This window comes from Streptomyces sp. NPDC056169 (genome assembly GCF_042268445.1).
Lineage (GTDB): Bacteria > Actinomycetota > Actinomycetes > Streptomycetales > Streptomycetaceae > Streptomyces.
In genome coordinates this window covers 76,493-91,881 of record NZ_JBHJUO010000028.1, presented here as the reverse complement: position 1 = coordinate 91,881, position 15,389 = coordinate 76,493, and the positions used below count along the sequence as shown (strand labels likewise).

The window sequence follows — 15,389 nt, the reverse complement described above, 5'->3', positions numbered from 1 at the left end:
GACATACACCGACCCCCAGGGCGTCACCTACACCTGCACCCCCGCCACCGGCTTCGACCCGACAGCCCCCCGTTACACCTGCACCCCCACCGCCGTGCCCGAGCCGCCCGGCCCGCAGAAGCGCACCGCGCTGAACACCATTGCCGCGCTCGCCCCCGACCGCCGCCGCTACTGACAGGAGCCCGCCGTGCCGTTCTCGCCCGGGGTGCCGACCGTCCTCGTCACCTACACCGCCGCCACCCCAGCCGGCGGCCAGCCGTCCCGCGGCACGGTGGAGTTCACCCCTGTCGCCCCCGCCATCTCCCTCCCGGACCACGGGGTCGTCTACGCCGGACGCGGCATCTACACGCTCGACGACCAGGGCCGCCTCGTCGACACCGACGGCACCGTCGGCGTCCCGCTCCTGCCTTGCGACATCCCCGGCGCCAACCCCGCCGAGTGGGTCTGGCAGGTCACCGTCGTCCTCGCCGACGCCGGCCCCCGACGCTTCTACCTCTCCCTGTCCATCACCGAGAGCGAGGTAGACCTCGGCAAGGTCACTCAGGTCGACCCCTCCCGCGCCCACTACGTCACCGTCCCCGGACCCCGCGGCGAGCAGGGCCCGCCCGGAGTGCAAGGGCCCCCCGGACCGACCCCGGCCGACGCCGAAACCCCGGCGGGGGCGCTCGAGAAGATCGCCGCCCACGCCGCAGCAGCCGACCCGCACGGCGACCGCGCCTGGGCCAGCGAACAGTTCTATCCACTCGCTCAAGGAAACGACCTGAGACGCTACCTCGACGAGCTCCTTCTACGAGTTGCGGCGATCGAAGCTGCACTCGCACCCGTGGAGCCGCTCGACGGCAGCGAATGAGAGTCTCTGGGACGGTGCAGCCGCTATACGACGGGCCCCGAGTGGGGGACGCGTACGCGGAGTTGCTCACCCAGTGATTCAGATCCTCTGTCCTACGGTTTCTCACACTAAATAAGGTGATCAAGCAACCGCCAGCGCTAGCGTCGCCTCCCGGCACGGCCAGAAGCCTCGAGCACCGGCGGCTGCCCGCCCGTCCCGGCCGAGAACTCCTTCGCCCCCTGTCGCACGACGCCTGTACCGTCGTCTGATCAATCTCGCGGCAAGGGGGCGGCATGGCAGTTCCGGTAGATGAGCAGTCCGTGAAGCGGCTGGCGTACATTCGCATGCTCTACGAGCAGGGAGTGGCGCAGGCGAAGCAGCCCATGCCGATGGGGGCGAGTAGCCTCCTGTCGCTCCATGACGCGGTGGAAATGTTCCTCGTTCTGGCGAGCGATGCGCTGAGCATTCCGGGCGACCAGCGCACCGACTTCCTCGGCTACTGGAAGAAGCTGAAGGAAGTGGCCTTGAGCCAGAGCCTCGGCATGCGCCGTCTTAACGATGCTCGCAACGGTTTGAAGCATGCGGGCGCAATTCCTTCCGCCGAGGCGGTTGATCAGGCCCTCACTGACACGTTCGCGTTCTTCGACGACAACGTGCCGCGCGTCTTCGGCGTGGCGCTGTGGTCGGTGGACGTCTCGTACGTCATCCCGCAGCAGACGGTCCGGGAATGGACGCAGAAAGCTTCAGCGAACTTCGAGGAGGGGAAGGGAGGCGCTGCACTGGCTCTGCTCCAGCTGGCTCTTCAGCACGTCCTCGGAGATCAACGATGGCCCCATGGCACGGTGTTGGCGGGGCTGTCCCAGCGGAGTAGGAGCCGGCCGGGAAAGCTGGCTTTGCTCTTCCAGATGGCGTTCGGCGAGTCACATAGCCACCGCGTAGGGGAGGTGACGCGCGGCATGGAAGAGCTTGAGAAGACAGTGGCAGGACTCCGCGAGGCCCTTCAGTGGACGGTCCTGGGCGGTAGCCTGCACCACTACGCGCGCTTCCAGTCCCTGACCCCCAATGCTGGTTTCTACTGGTCACGCGATGAATCCAGGTTGGAGGAGTATCTGGCGAGCGAGCGGGTGACGCAGAGGAAACCCACCCGAGAAGAGTTCGAGTTCTGTCGGCAGTTCGTTGTGACGACGGCACTTCGACAGGCCGACGTCAGCGCACACGTCGCGCTCCCTTCATGGGAAGCAGAGCGACGATCCAGCGGAGACTCTGGAGCTTAGGATCGCTCCTGGAGAAGTCGTTGATCACTCAACGGCTTCTCCTTCTGTTTGGCCCTCAGAACGCGTGCTGCGCAGGATCGTTCTGAGGGAAGCGCATAACGTGTGTTATGCGTTCGCTCCGGTAGCCTTGGATCATGGACAGCGAACTGCGTGCGATGCTCGATTTCTGGGCGGCGCGCCTCGACGAGACGGCCGCTCTGGCCGAAGCGTCCGCGCGCGTCGACCCGACCCCCTGGACCGCCTCGGTCACAGACGACGGCGGGACGGCCGTACGAAGCGGTCACGGCAGCGGCCTCCTGACCGCCGCCGATGAAGAACCGCTCTGGGACTGCGAGAGCTCCAACTCGCTCTGCATGACGGCGCCGTCCGCCCGGCACGTTGTCGCTCATGCACCGGGCCGAGTGCTGCGCCACGTCGAAGCGGCCCGCCGGCGAATGGCTGCCCTGGCGGACGCGATCACGGCTGGCCATGACTCGTTCGACCTGGCGGCCGAGCTACTCCCTCTTGAAGTCGCCGCGTGGACCGGTCACCCGGACTACCGAGAGGAGTGGCGGCGGTGACCGGCAAGGTGACATGCGGCGCCCGCACAGTGTTCTGGCCCGACGACGAGGCCTGCGACGCCGAATGCAGTCGCCCGGCCGGACACGCGGGCACGATCCACGAGGACGAGATCCTTGGCGAATGGGATGCAGACGAACTCCCCACCACAGAGCCGGAGGTAGACCGGTGAGCGCCGTCACCGCGCGGCCGCGCGCGGAGCTCGCCGCGCCGGGCTCCGCTGAGGAAGCGTTCTACTGGCTCCGCGACACCCTCGGCACTGTCGCCCCCCGCGACCCCCGCACCCGCCGTCTCGGCCCGCGCCGTGACCGCCTCGAACTCCTCGCCGAGTGCCTGGACCGCGACACCTTCCTCCTCGTCTCCTCCTGGCTCGGCTCCGAGGCTGTTCCGGCCGTCACGTCGAAGCGCGCGTACGCCGACGACCTGCGCCTGTGGGCAGGCGTGGCAAGGGAGTTGGGCGGCCACGAGCGGCTGTTCGTCGGCGCCATCACTCCGGGCATCATCGAGACCTGGACCAAGACGCAGAAGGCCCAGAACAAGGCCGGCCGGACCATCAACCGGCGCCTGTCCGTCCTCACGGCGCTCTCCGAGTACGCCCGGTGGAAGACGAAGGACGAGAGCGTCGTCTCCCCGGTCACCAAGCACGACCGGATCAAGGTCGACCCCCGGGACGAGACGACCGCCACCCCGATCCTGGAGGTCGCCGAGCTGCAGGCCGTCATCAACGCGGCCGACACCCCACAGCAGGCCCTCGTACCCGTCCTCATCTACACCCTGGCCGGCCGGGTCACCGAGTGTTGCACCGCCGAGCTCCACGAGCTGAAGACCCTGAACGGTGAGCGCGTCCTGGACATGCGTCGCAAGGGCGGCAAGGGACGCGTCTTCCCCCTGCCGGCCCGGCTCGGCGATCTGATCGATGTTGCGACTCAGGGCCGTGACAGCGGGCCGCTGCTGCTCAACGACGAGGGCCAACCGATGGACCGGCACGCGGTCGACCGGCTCCTGACCCGGCTTGGTCGGCTTGCCGGGGTGTCGCCGGACCGGAACCTGACTCCGCACGTGCTGCGGGCGTCGAAGCTGACGCACATGCATGACGCGAAGACGCCTGTGGAGGAGATCCAGGAGTTCGCTGATCACGCCGCGATCAGCACGACCTTGGGGTACATCAGACGCCGGGACGGCGGTGCGCTGAAGGCGAAGCACGCGGCGGCCGCGGTCGCGGTGTACGACCATCTCGTCGACCGGTTCATCAGCCAGAGGAGCGCACCATGACAACTGCCTGCGGGCGGCCGACCGCCAAGGGAACGGCCTGCACTCTGCCGGTGGCCGCATGGTGGTGGATTAGGCTCGACGCCCGTGTGCGCCTGCCTCATTCCTGCGCTGCGCACCTTCGGGGCGGGGAGCGGGAGCTGTACCGGGCCACGAAGGCTGCCCACGAGAACCGGCGCCGCGCGGCCGAGGCCAGGTTCGCTGCATGCGAGCCGGCGTGCTGGTCCTGGCCTGTCCCGGAAGACCTGGAGTCCTGGGAACCCTCGGTGGGGTACTCCGTGGGCTCCGGCGACTACGAGCTGCCCCGGGACGTCGTCGACCAGCTGGTGGCCTTCGACCGGACACCGGAAGGCCGGGCCCAAGCCCTGTTGTCGTGGTGGCAGGCTGGCCGATGCGCCGTTTGCGGCGTCACCGGGTTGCACCTGGCTGAGGACCATGACCATGTGTCGGGCCTTGTCCGCGGGTACCTGTGCCGCTCCTGCAACACCCGTGAAGGCATGACCGGGGGGTCGGACAATCCCTTCGGCCGCTACCGCGTCAAGCACCCGACCTCCATCCTCGGCCTGGAACTGCGGTACTGGGACCCGTTCACCAAGGGCTACGCCCCCGATCTTCGTGGCGAGCCGGAACGTGATCTGTGGTGCCCTGAAGGAAACGCGCTGATTGGAATTGGCCTGTGACAAGGCAGACTGATGTGCCCAACGGCTGGCTACGCAGGGCGGTAGGGGCCGCTGGCTACGACCTGTCTGAGCGTGGTTCCGCAACGCGGCTGGCTGCGGATGCCGGGATTCCTATGTCCGTGGCTTCCCGGCTGCTGAACGGGCAGGGGGAGCCATCCCCGGATACCTTGCGGAAGCTGGCGCCCGTCTTGAGGATGAGCGAGGTGGAGCTGTTCACCGTGGCCTACGGGCTCGACGCCACTCCAGCACCTGCCGTAGTGCCGCGCCCCCTGATGTCCGTTCAGCAGGCGCTTGCCGCGTGGGAGATCACGGATTCTGGTGACCGGAACCTGGTCGAGATGCTGGTGGAGAGGCTGCGGCCCCGGTGACCGGTCGTACGTACGCCGCGGTGTCGGTGCGACAGCTCGCCGCGGTGGTGGAGCGCGTCGCGCCGCGGGACCGGGCGGTGTGGGAGTCGCGGGAGCTGGTGGCGGCCGCGGGCGGGGCGCGGTTGCAGGTGTCGCGGCAGCGCGCGGACCAGCTGTGGATGGTCGTCGGGATGTGGGACCGGGCTGTCGTCCGGGACGAGGTGCCGGACCGGGCGCGGCGGTCGGCCAGCCAGTTGTTCACGCGGCCGGCGTTGCGCGCGTTCTGGGCGTTGGCGGAGGCCGGGGAGCTCCGGTTCCGGCCGGAGGACGTGGGCCGGGCGTTGCCGTTGGCGTCGCAGCGGATCGTGCGGGACGTCCTGGGGATCCTCGCGGACCTGGTGGTGCCGGAGCGGGTGGTGGCCTTGCCGGTGCTGGGGCAGCCGGAGTTGAAGGCCACGGTGCCGGCGCGGGACCGGGCGGCGCTGTACCGGGGGCTGGCCGACATGGCGGCCGCCGGGCCCAGCGCGCGGGACGGGATCGGCATGTCGGCGGCGGAGCGGGCGCGGCTGCTGGCGATGGTCGGGATCGTTCTGGACTCCGGTGCGCGGGAGGGTGAGCTGGCGGCGCTGCGCCTGGACGACCTGACGGACGGACAGGCGGCGGTTGGGCTGCGGCGGCGGCCGCAGCGCGCGGCCCCGTCGCGGGAGGAGGAGATCGCCGCGATCGCGCAGGTGCATCCGTCGGCGGTGAAGGACATCCGGGCGGGGCGGCTGGAGATGCGGTCGGAGGCGACGCGGCAGCGGGTGTTGGCGGCGATGGCCGAGCTGAAGCCGTTGCCGGAGGTGGAGTGGTACGCGCTGCGGGAGGGAACCCGGGTCGCGGTCCGGCAGTGGCTGACGGTCCGCGAGCAGGTGGTGGAGGCACTGCCGTTGGAGGGCGGCCGGTCCGGACTGTGGGTGACTTTGGCAGCGTCGAAGGCCGGGCCGCCGGGAATCACGATGCGGCCGCAGGGCCTACGGAAGGCGTACACGAAGGGCATCACCGCGCTGAACCTCGTAATGGCTGGCCAGTACGGGTGGGCGCCGTTGCCGACGCGGATGGAACAGCTGCGGCGCGCGGTCGAGGCGGAGCCGCTGGCGCTGTAGCGCGCTGGCGAGGCTCTCGGATAGGCTGCGCCTGCGCAATACGTATGAACTTCAAAGGCCACCACCCGGGTTCGGGTCGGTGGCCTTCGTCGTGTCTGGGGTTCAGGCGCGGGCGTGCTGCCAGCGCTTGGGGTCGTTGCCGGTGCCGCAGCAGGTCGGGCAGTTCCCGGTGGAGGGGTCGCAGTCGTTGCAGCCGGTGCCGTTGCAGGCGGCGTGGGCGCCGTCTCCCTTGCAGGTGCGGCAGTCGTTCATGGGGGTCTCCTTCGTCAGGCGGCGAGGTCGGTGTCGGTCTGGGTGATGCGGCGGGTGGAGGGCAGGTAGTCGCGTCCGAGCTCTCGGGCGATGAGCTGGGCGGTGCTGCGGACCACGATGACGGCTCCGGCGGGGGTCGTTGCCTCCGGGCGGTCGAGGACGAACGCGATGCGGTGGCAGGTGTACGACACGATCCGGTGGAGGAGGAAGCCGCGGGCTTCGGCGCGGAGGCGGCACATGGCGCGGACCTCGATGTGGCCGGCCTTGGTGGTGCGGATGTCGTACGGCTCGATCGTCCGCAGGCTCTCGTCGCCGTTCTCGTCGATGTAGGTGATGGTGACGGCCTGGCGGCGGTCGATGCTGCGGTAGAGGTCGGTGAGGGTGCGGGTGGTGGTCTGGCGGTTGGTGTGCTTCATCGGTGCCCCCGTCGGTGTGGTGTGCCTCCACCTTACTCATAATCTATTGCATTGCAAGAGATTATGAGTAAGGTGGTCCTGTCAGATCGCACCGCGCAGCCCGACATTCCGAGAAGCCATAGCCCATGGCCTCTGCAATAGAAGATGGGAGACACTGGCATGGCCCACACCTCCACGCACCCGCCGTCCCGCGCTCAGTACGGGCGGCGCCCGTCGAAAGGACCGACCGTGTCCCGCCGCCCCAGCATCGAGACAGTCCGCGCCCGCCTGATCGTCGCTTCCGAGAAGCTCCGGCCGATCGATCCGCTCCTCGCAGACACGGTCGACGAAGTCCTCGCGCCCGGCGGATGGCAGCTTCTGAAGCCGCCGGCCGCCTCTACCGGCGGCGGCCACCCGCTGTCGATCGGTATGAACCGCGCGGTCAGGGACGCCTTGCACGAGACCTCCACGTCGCTCTCCGCTGACGTCAACGAGGCCTTCGAGGAGTTCCTGGCTGGCACGTTCACGCCGGACGCGCCCGTACGTGCCCGTCGCAACTCCGGTGCGACGGCCGAGACGGTGAACCTGAACGTCCGGGTGAACCCCGACCTGCTCCAGCAGGTGAAGGACATCGCTGGCGAGCGGTCGGACGAGTACGGATGGACGGTCACGCCCGCCCGGGTGGCCGCCCCCTACCTGCTGAAGAAGTACGAGCTGACTGGCCTGGTGTCGTCCAAGTAGCCGGCCGCGGTAGCGGGCCTGGACGCCGACAACCGGGCCCCCTGTCGCCGTAGTACAGCCACAACCCCATAGGAGACCTCATGGCCCCGGCCACCGAGGCCCCCGCCAGCATCACGGCGGAGGGCCCGACCTCGCACACCCAAATGCAGGCCGCGCAGCTCAACGAGCAGCAGATCGGCTTCCTCCTCTCCGGCATCAACGCGAACCGCATCGGCCGGGACGGCAAGGGCTTCAGCCACGTCGAGGCGTGGGACATCCGCCGGCACCTGATCCGCGTGTTCGGGTTCGGTGGCTTCGACACCGACCTGCTCGGCATGGAACTGGTCGCGCAGATCGACACGCCCCCGGACCGTCCCAACGGGAAGATCCGCTACACCGTGGTCTACCGAGTGGCGATCAAGCTGACGGTGAAGGTCGACGGTGTCGAACTCGGCCACTGGCACGGCGCCGCCATCGGAGACGCCACGAACCAGCCCGCCCTGGGTGACGCTCACGACCTGGCGCTGAAGACGGCGGACTCACAGGCACTGAAGCGGGCCGCGGTGAACATGGGCGACCAGTTCGGCCTGTCCCTCTACAACAACGGGTCGTTGGAGCCGGTGGTCAACCGGTCGCTGGCATACATGAAGCCTCAGGAGGCGCCGAAGCTTCCGGTGGACCCGCCGGTGCAGCCGGAACCCGGCAGCCAGCAGAACCCCGAGCCCACCACCCCGTCCACGCCGCCCGTTAAGGCCCCCACTGCGCCCGAGCCGGCGGCCCCCCAGGGCAGCCAGGAGATGTTCGACAAGCTCTGGGAGCAGACCCAGCGCTGCTGGGACAACCCGATCGCCCTTCTCCAGATCCACACCAAGGTCCTGGAGACCAACCTCGGCCCCCGCCGAGTCCAAGGCCCCGACGGCACCTGGACGACCTTCGGCGACCTCCTGTCGACCCGGACCGACGAACTCAACCAGCAGCCCGCCCAGAACGCCGCCACCGAAAGGAGCGCTGCCTGATGACCCAGCCCAACCGCAGCCTCTGCACGCACGAGCACTCCGCCGGAAACCGGTGCCTCCTTCCGGTCGGCCACGGTGCCGCATCGGCGGGCTTCCTCCACTCCGACGGCCGTTTCCAGTGGGGGCGTCCGTCGGAGTGGCAGCGCGACGCCTACCGCCAAGCCCACCCGGCGCAGACGCCACACACGAGCGACGGCGACCTCACGGTCATGGACTGGTTCTGCGGCGCCGGCGGATCCTCGCAGGGGATGCACTCCATCCCGGGCGTCCGGGTGGAGCGCGCAGCGAACCACTGGGAGCGCGCGATCCAGTCCCACGAGGCGAACTTCCCCGACGCCTCCCACTACCGCGGTGACATCCGCGAGGCCCCTGTGTGGGCGTGGCCGGTGACCGACATCTTCTGGGCGTCGCCGGAGTGCACGAACTGGTCGATCGCGAAGGGCAAGCAGCGCGACTTCGACAAGGCGATGCAGGGCGACCTGCTGGAGCTGTACGCCGAGCTGGAGGCCGGAAAGTTCCACCACGGCGGTGACGATGAGGACTCGCGCGAGCCGACCAGCGAGGAGGAGTCCCGCGCGCTGATGGAGGAGGTGCCGCTGTACCTGCGCGGCGTCATCGAGCGCGGCGGCCTGGTCAAGGCCGGCGTCGTCGAGAACGTCGTCGACGTCCGGCAGTGGGCCGAGTGGGACCGGTGGATCGGTGAGATCCACAAGCTCGGCTACGAGACACGGCTGATCGCCCTCAACTCCATGCACGCCAACCCGCGCTCCGTGCATGCCGCTCCGCAGTCCCGCGACCGGCTGTACGTGGCGTACTGGCACCGCTCGCTCGGCCGTACCCCGGACTGGGACAAGTGGCTGCGGCCGCGGGCCTGGTGCTCGACCTGCGACCGGATGGTGCAGGCGGTCCAGCGGTTCAAGCAGCCGGGCCGGGACATGGGCCGCTACCGCAGCCAGTACGTCTACCGCTGCCCGAACGCCTCCTGCCGGAACCAGGTCGTCGAGCCGGAGGCGCTCCCGGCGCTCGCGGCGATCGACTGGTCCATCCCCGGGCAGCGCATCGGGGACCGTGCCCGGCCCCTGGCCGACAAGACCCTCGCCCGGATCCAGGCCGGGCTGGAGAAGTTCTCCCGACCCATCACTTTGGAGGCCGCCGGGCACACCTTCGAGCGACGCCCCGGCGTCCGCACGTGGCCGGTGGACGCGCCGCTGACCACCCAGACCGCGTCCATCACCAAGGGCCTGGCGGTCCCGCCGCTCCTGGTGCCGGTCGAGGGCCGCGATGGGAAGGACGCCGCGACCGCGCTCGCGCCGCTGCGGACTCAGACCGCTCGCAATGAGACCGGCCTGGCGTGGCTGCCGTTCATCGCCGAGCTCCGGGGCGGCGGATCCGTGGCCCGCCCCGTCACCGACGCCCTCGCCACGGTCACCGCCTCCGGGAACCACCACGGTCTCGTCACTCCGGCCGGCGCCCAGGAGCACATGCTGATCCCGTACTACGGCACCGGAGTCGCCCGGCAGGTCACCGACCCGATGGGCGCCCTGTCCACGCGGGACCGGTACGCCCTCGTGAAGGGCGACATCGTCCTCGACGACGTGCTGTTCAGGATGCTGGAGCCCCACGAGATCGGCCGCGCGATGAGCTTCGCGGACGACTACATCGTCCTCGGCTCCAAGCGCGAGCGTGTGAAGCAGTACGGCAACGCCGTCACGCCGAACGCCTCCGAGATCCTCGTCTGCGCGCTCGTCGAGGCCATCACCGGCGAGGAACTCGACCGATACGCCCCTGCGGCACCGGAGATGGCCGCCGCCGCGTAACCCCCGCTGCCCACGGCGGGACTCACCCACCCCTTCTTGGAGGCCCCGCCGTGGACCACCCCGTCCTGCTCACCCTCGCCGCGCTCGCCAGCGCCCTCACCGGATACACCGCCGCAACCGCCTACCACCGGCGCCGAGCCCGACGCCGCGCGCTCACCGACCGCCTCATCCGCGCCAGCGACGCCCGAGAGAACCTCGCCCTTCGCCGCCGGCTTGCCGAACGCGCAGCCACCGAGGACGTCCTCACCGCCGCGACCGACACCGTCGACGCCGCCTACACCCGCCTCACCCGCTCCCAGGAAGGGGGACCCACCCCGTGAACACCACCGAAGCCCTCGCCGCGTACCGCAACCTGACCGAACACCGCCACTACGTCTACCGCGGGTGCGCCCCCGACCCCGACCAGCCCACCCAGTCCGCCGCCGACCCCGACCTCCCCCTCGACGCATGGGGCGGCAGCACGCTCGACGGCGGCCAGGAACAGGCCGAACGCCTGGACCACCAGCGCCGCGCGATCGACATCTGCGGCCGCTGCCCCGTCCGCGCCGCCTGCCAGGTGTACGCCAACGTCGAGATCCCCGGCGGCGGCCTGGTCGAGCCGGACGGCATCTGGGGCGGAGAGAGGTCCCTCGACCGGCACCGGGCGCTCATTGCCCGCCGCGCCGCCGACCCGGTTCTGGCAGAACCGGCACCCGTCTCCGTAGAGCAGATCGCGGAGGCCGGCTCCTTGACGAAGCGCGCGCTGCTGCGGGCACTCGCACGCGAGACCGACGCCGAGCTCGTCGCCTACCGGGCCGGAATGGACCTGCGGACCTCTAACTGGCACCGGTCGACGCTGTGCACGCTCCTCGGCCTGGACAAGGAGACCGCCAGCCGGGCCGAGCTCCTGCAGACCGCGCAGCGGCACGGGCTCCTCCCGGCCGGCGCTCGGATCGTGCCGGACGGACGGTGGCCGATCGCCGCCGCCCCCACCACCGACGGCGCCCGCCAGCGCCGACTCGCCCCCGAACGCCCCGTCCAGCTCGCCATCCCCGGCCTCCCGGACTACCCCCGCACCCCGACACCGACCCCGGCACCCGCCGCCCCTGCCCCGCGACGGCACCTCACCGTCGTACGCCCCGCGGCCGCCGCCCGGCCCGTCCCGCTCCTCCTGCCCGTCCGCACCCCGGAGGCCCGAGCCGCATGACCACCCACCCCGACACCGCAGCCGCCGACCAGGCCCTCGCCGCCCGGTGCACCACCTCCGGGGAGTACCTCGCCGGGATCCTCGCCGACGCGATGCTCGACACCGTCGGCCAGCCGGACAAGCTCCCCAGCCTCCTCTTCCCCGACCTCGACCCCGACGTCGTCGAGCGGGTCTGGAACACCGCCCTGCCGGTCGGGTACCGCATGGGGAAGCTCGCCGGCCGACCGCAGTGGGACACCGCGGGTCTCCGCCGCCTCCGCGCCGCACTCGCCGCCGCCGGCTACGACGCCATGGCCGCCCTCGCCGACCGCTCGAACCGCACCACCGCACACCCGGCCGACACCGAGCCGCCCCGGAACCACCCGTGACCCGGGGCCGCGGCCGACCCGCGCAGTTCACCACCGAAGTCCGCGAGGAGTTCCTCCGCCTCGTCCGCAGAGGAGACCGCCTCGGCGTCGCGGCGGCCACGGTCGGGGTCAGCGTCAACGTCCCCACCCGGCACGCCCGCAAGGACCCGGCGTTCGCGGCGGCGCTGGAGACCGCCCGCAGGAAAGGGAAGGACGCCCGGACACCGCACGGCGAGTACCGCTACAACCACCTCGAATGCCGCTGCCCCATCTGTACAACCGCCGCCACCGCAGCCCGGACCGCCCGCCGCCACGACAGCGACTACGCCGTGGGCGGCCAGGTCCACAACCTCGACGCGAGCCGGGAGTCCCCTACTCCTTTTTCGCTGCCAAGTCCTTCTCCTGGGCCGACCCCCGTCGCCGCCTGATCACCTTATTTAGTGTGAGAAACCGTAGGACATGGACGGCGACCCGCACGACTGTCCGATGACCTGGATATCTGATGACAAGTCGGCTCGTACGACACGACCAACCGGATTCGAAGAGGAGGTGGCTCGGTGGCGAGCTCAACCGATAGGCTTCGCCTTGCGCCAGACGACCACTCAGATACACGAGAGGCCGAACGGAGCCACCCAGAACGTCAAAAGGCCCCGCTTGCCACCGAGGTGGCAGTCCCGATGTTTGCCGCATCAGGACGCGGGGCCCGCCGACACCCCACCGTTGCAACGAATGAAGGTGCCAGCTCTATGGCGAAGACTACCCGGGCACCCGGGAAAACAGACAGTGGGCCCCAGCGCTCCGCCGTGAAGATCACACCGGCGACGAGCGCGACCCCTGTCACCTCTACCTCCAGCACGCGATGACCCCCGCGGGCGGCTCCGCCGATCCCGACAAGGCCGCGCCCTGGACCATCACATCCCCGTCCGTACGCGCGCACACCTGCGTGCCGGTGGCAGGGGAATCCCCGGTATCCGATGAGGGAGAGATCGTGACGTAACTCCTGCAAGGCGGGAGGTCCCTGGGCCCCTTGACGGGGGCACATCCTCTACCGCCGGCCGCTGGTGTTGGTAGCACCGTGCGCGGCCACTTCCTACGGCTCGGATTTGGCGATCCGAGCTAAGGCCCGAACTTCGAGATCCGGTTTGGCGACCGGGCCCGAGCGTTCGAGCGACTTCAGGTTCTTCGCGGAACCAGCACCCACCGAAGCGGGGCTTTTGCATGCCCCCATCACAGGGAAGCGAGCGACTACATCTTGCAGTACGACGCACCGTCTTGTCAGCTTCCGCGCGCCCGCATGGGCGATTCGCGGCTTATTTCCCACCCGGCAGGTGGCACCCCGGGCCACCAGGCGCCCGTTCTCGAGGCCCTCCGTGTCCCGGAGACCGAGCAGTGGCTGTCGATGACGACCGGCCGGATCGCCCCCGAGCCGTACTCGTGGATGCAGGCCGTGCACTGGGTCGGCGGCTCCGGCCTCTACACCCCGTCGCAGACCCACGGCCCGAAGTGGGGCGACACGACCGTCGCGCTCGCGCAGGAGATCTCCGCGCTCGCCGAGTGCCGGCCGAGCGTCGAGTACCTCACGCGGAAGCTCGGCGCGTCCCCGCGGACGGTGAAGTACCACCTGGCGATCCTCCGCGAGGCCGGGCTGCTCGTGTACCGGTCGAAGGGCACCCGGCTCGCGGGGCGGGTCCGCCTGGCGTCCGTGTACGAGCGGGTCATCCCGGCCCAGTTCGACCAGGCGCTCGGGATCCGCACGGTCCTCCGCGACGAGGCCGCCCCCGCGTACACGCGGACCGCTGTCGGGATCGCCAAGGAGAGCCGGAAGGCCATCGGTGACCTCGCCCGGAAGGCCGCGCGCAAGATCCGGCGAAAGCGGACGAAGCGGGGTGTGGACAAGTCGGTGGGCAGGCAGGGGCGTTGCACCCCAATGCAGGTAGGTACCTCAACTGTCTCCCCTACCGGTTCTACTTCGCTTCCCTCTGAGAAGAGCAAGCTCGCAAGCGGGAAGAAGTCGTCCCCCACCCCCAAGCAGCAGAAGCCGAAGGCCCGGAAGCTCAACACGGTCGGCCGCCGCTACCAGCTTGCTCGCAAGCTCATCGCCAGCGTGCCGTGGCTCGGTCAGGCTTCGGTCGCCCGCATCGCGTGGGTGGCCCGGCATGTTGCCGACGCCGGCTGGACCGTCGAGGAGGTCCGCGCCTTCTTGGCTCTCGCCGAAGCTCCGTCTGCCCGCCGCCCCTCCGCGCTGCTCGCCTACCGCCTCAAGGGCGCCGTCCAGCTGTGGCCCACCGCCGAGCAGCGGGCGAGTGCCGTGGAGGCCTGGCACCGCGCGGAGGAGACCGCCCGCAAGGCCCGCATCGCGGCCGTACGGCAGCAGCGCGAGACCGACGGGGAGGTGCAGCTGCCGCAGAGCCGCGCCGCCCAGAAGGCTCTCGCCGCCGCCGTGACCGCCGTCGAGACGGCCGCCTTCGGCGACGGCACCAGCGAGGCGGTCATCGTCAGCTCCGACGATGAGCAGCACCTTGAGGACCTGCCGCGCGACGTGGTCCTGTCCCTGCGAGCCGACGCCCAGACCGACCCGGGCCTCATCCTCGCCGCCCTCGACAGCGGCATGCCCGAGCGCGACGTCCGCCGCCTCTACACGAACTGGCTCGTCGACCAGACCCTCCGCAACGCCCCCGCCCCCGCCTTCTGACCAACTTCCGGAGGTGACCACCGCCATGACCGACAGCAGCCCCGCCGCCCACTCCGGCGCCGACCTCGCCCGCCAGGCCCTCGCCGCCTACAAGGTCGGCCGCCGGCCCGGCACCGGCCCCGCCAAGCCCACCCGCCAACCCCAGCGCCGCCGCGGCGACGGCCGCGACCCGCAGACCTTCGCCACCGTCCTCGAGCGCCTCGGCACCGAACAGGGCTGGACCGCCGGAGTCCGCGGCGGCGACATCCTGAGCCGCTTCGCCGAGCTGTGCCCCCAGTTCGACGGCCGCGTCATCGCGGTCGCCTGGCACGCCGACATCGGCCGACTCGACCTGCGCCCCGGATCCCCCGCCTACGCCACGAATCTGCGCCTCCTCGGCCGACAGCTCTGCCAGCAGATCAACACCAAGCTCGGCCACGAGACCGTCCGGGCAATCGGCATCCTGCCCGTCGCCTCCCTCGGACCAGCTCCGAGCATCACCGAACCGGTTCTGGCAGAACCGGCAGCCGCTCCCGCACACACGCCCATCCCGCCCTCCGCCGGCTACCTCCGCGCGCTCGCCGCCCATCACGAGCACCGCAGCGAGCCGGTCAACCTCACGGAGTTCGCCGAACGCGTCGCAGCAGCGCGCACCCGGCAGGACGCCGCCCTCACCGCCCGTCGGCTCCCGCCCGAGGAACATGCCGAGTACCTGGCCCAGCTCGAGATCCAGCGGACCGGGGAGCCCGTGGTCGGCATCGAGGCAAGCATTCAGGCGGCCCGCCTCTACGCCCGCACCGGCCGTGCCGCCGGGGACCAAGACCCGCGCCAGGTCTTCGGAGCGGCCTGACGGTAGACCTCGGTATACGGAGTTGCCGGCACG

General features: G+C 70.4%; 19 protein-coding genes and 1 pseudogene. 18 read left to right on the top strand and 2 right to left on the bottom strand.

The features are described from left to right. Nucleotides 1–187 precede the first annotated feature (187 nt). The 9 genes and pseudogenes from ACFC0G_RS36015 (at nt 188) to ACFC0G_RS35975 (ending at nt 6,102) form a co-directional block, all read left to right on the top strand. Nucleotides 188–850 carry a hypothetical protein gene (locus ACFC0G_RS36015; RefSeq protein WP_376412129.1) on the top strand — a complete coding sequence of 221 codons (663 nt, stop codon included), beginning with the start codon at nt 188–190 and terminating at the stop codon, nt 848–850. Between the two features lie 272 nt (nt 851–1,122). Continuing rightward, on the top strand, nt 1,123–2,103 hold the full coding sequence (locus ACFC0G_RS36010; protein ID WP_376412126.1) for a hypothetical protein: 981 nt from the start codon (nt 1,123–1,125) through the stop codon (nt 2,101–2,103). Nucleotides 2,104–2,237: 134 nt separating this feature from the next. Then, complete coding sequence (locus ACFC0G_RS36005; protein WP_376412123.1) at nt 2,238–2,663, top strand: DUF6221 family protein; 426 nt, start codon at nt 2,238–2,240, stop codon at nt 2,661–2,663. Next, on the top strand, nt 2,660–2,833 hold the full coding sequence (locus tag ACFC0G_RS36000; protein WP_376412120.1) for a hypothetical protein: 174 nt from the start codon (nt 2,660–2,662) through the stop codon (nt 2,831–2,833). Before ACFC0G_RS36005 ends, ACFC0G_RS36000 begins: the two co-directional genes overlap by 4 nt. After that, the gene (locus ACFC0G_RS35995; protein ID WP_376412117.1) at nt 2,830–3,933 is read left to right on the top strand and encodes a tyrosine-type recombinase/integrase; all 1,104 of its coding nucleotides are present in this window, start codon (nt 2,830–2,832) and stop codon (nt 3,931–3,933) included. Before ACFC0G_RS36000 ends, ACFC0G_RS35995 begins: the two co-directional genes overlap by 4 nt. A 275-nt stretch (nt 3,934–4,208) precedes the next feature. Next, nucleotides 4,209–4,610 (top strand): endonuclease domain-containing protein, encoded by a 402-nt coding sequence (locus ACFC0G_RS35990; protein WP_376412114.1) that lies wholly within the window; start codon nt 4,209–4,211, stop codon nt 4,608–4,610. After that, nucleotides 4,607–4,810 (top strand): annotated as a pseudogene (locus ACFC0G_RS35985) (helix-turn-helix domain-containing protein); the annotation flags it as partial. The gene ACFC0G_RS35990 and the pseudogene ACFC0G_RS35985, both read left to right, overlap by 4 nt. Before the next feature lie 3 nt (nt 4,811–4,813). After that, entirely contained in the window at nt 4,814–4,978 is a 165-nt protein-coding gene (locus tag ACFC0G_RS35980) for a hypothetical protein (protein WP_376412135.1), read from the top strand. After that, complete coding sequence (locus tag ACFC0G_RS35975) at nt 4,975–6,102, top strand: hypothetical protein (protein ID WP_376412111.1); 1,128 nt, start codon at nt 4,975–4,977, stop codon at nt 6,100–6,102. Before ACFC0G_RS35980 ends, ACFC0G_RS35975 begins: the two co-directional genes overlap by 4 nt. Nucleotides 6,103–6,204: 102 nt before the next feature. On the opposite strand, the gene ACFC0G_RS35970 is transcribed toward ACFC0G_RS35975, so the two are convergent. Together ACFC0G_RS35970 and ACFC0G_RS35965 are read right to left on the bottom strand one after the other, a co-directional pair. Continuing rightward, complete coding sequence (locus tag ACFC0G_RS35970) at nt 6,205–6,354, bottom strand: hypothetical protein (RefSeq protein WP_376412108.1); 150 nt, start codon at nt 6,352–6,354, stop codon at nt 6,205–6,207. Between the two features lie 14 nt (nt 6,355–6,368). Beyond that, nucleotides 6,369–6,770 carry a WYL domain-containing protein gene (locus ACFC0G_RS35965; protein WP_376412105.1) on the bottom strand — a complete coding sequence of 134 codons (402 nt, stop codon included), beginning with the start codon at nt 6,768–6,770 and terminating at the stop codon, nt 6,369–6,371. Between the two features lie 228 nt (nt 6,771–6,998). On the opposite strand from ACFC0G_RS35965, the gene ACFC0G_RS35960 reads away from it, so the two are divergent. The 9 genes from ACFC0G_RS35960 (at nt 6,999) to ACFC0G_RS35920 (ending at nt 15,356) form a co-directional block, all read left to right on the top strand. Further along, nucleotides 6,999–7,490, top strand: a complete 492-nt coding sequence (locus ACFC0G_RS35960) for a hypothetical protein (RefSeq protein ID WP_376412102.1) — start codon at nt 6,999–7,001, stop codon at nt 7,488–7,490. Between the two features lie 80 nt (nt 7,491–7,570). Continuing rightward, nucleotides 7,571–8,485, top strand: coding sequence for a Rad52/Rad22 family DNA repair protein (locus ACFC0G_RS35955; protein WP_376412099.1), 915 nt, complete (start codon nt 7,571–7,573; stop codon nt 8,483–8,485). Continuing rightward, nucleotides 8,485–10,302 carry a DNA cytosine methyltransferase gene (locus ACFC0G_RS35950; protein WP_376412097.1) on the top strand — a complete coding sequence of 606 codons (1,818 nt, stop codon included), beginning with the start codon at nt 8,485–8,487 and terminating at the stop codon, nt 10,300–10,302. Before ACFC0G_RS35955 ends, ACFC0G_RS35950 begins: the two co-directional genes overlap by 1 nt. 50 nt (nt 10,303–10,352) lie before the next feature. Continuing rightward, on the top strand, nt 10,353–10,622 hold the full coding sequence (locus tag ACFC0G_RS35945) for a hypothetical protein (protein WP_376412095.1): 270 nt from the start codon (nt 10,353–10,355) through the stop codon (nt 10,620–10,622). Continuing rightward, entirely contained in the window at nt 10,619–11,488 is an 870-nt protein-coding gene (locus ACFC0G_RS35940; protein ID WP_376412092.1) for a hypothetical protein, read from the top strand. Before ACFC0G_RS35945 ends, ACFC0G_RS35940 begins: the two co-directional genes overlap by 4 nt. Beyond that, on the top strand, nt 11,485–11,856 hold the full coding sequence (locus ACFC0G_RS35935; RefSeq protein ID WP_376412089.1) for a hypothetical protein: 372 nt from the start codon (nt 11,485–11,487) through the stop codon (nt 11,854–11,856). The genes ACFC0G_RS35940 and ACFC0G_RS35935 overlap by 4 nt, the downstream gene beginning before the upstream one ends. Next, the gene (locus ACFC0G_RS35930; RefSeq protein WP_376412086.1) at nt 11,853–12,263 is read left to right on the top strand and encodes a hypothetical protein; all 411 of its coding nucleotides are present in this window, start codon (nt 11,853–11,855) and stop codon (nt 12,261–12,263) included. Before ACFC0G_RS35935 ends, ACFC0G_RS35930 begins: the two co-directional genes overlap by 4 nt. A gap of 866 nt (nt 12,264–13,129) precedes the next feature. Further along, the gene (locus ACFC0G_RS35925; protein WP_376412083.1) at nt 13,130–14,527 is read left to right on the top strand and encodes a winged helix-turn-helix domain-containing protein; all 1,398 of its coding nucleotides are present in this window, start codon (nt 13,130–13,132) and stop codon (nt 14,525–14,527) included. Nucleotides 14,528–14,552: 25 nt separating this feature from the next. Further along, nucleotides 14,553–15,356 carry a DciA family protein gene (locus ACFC0G_RS35920; RefSeq protein ID WP_376412080.1) on the top strand — a complete coding sequence of 268 codons (804 nt, stop codon included), beginning with the start codon at nt 14,553–14,555 and terminating at the stop codon, nt 15,354–15,356. Nucleotides 15,357–15,389 lie beyond the last annotated feature (33 nt).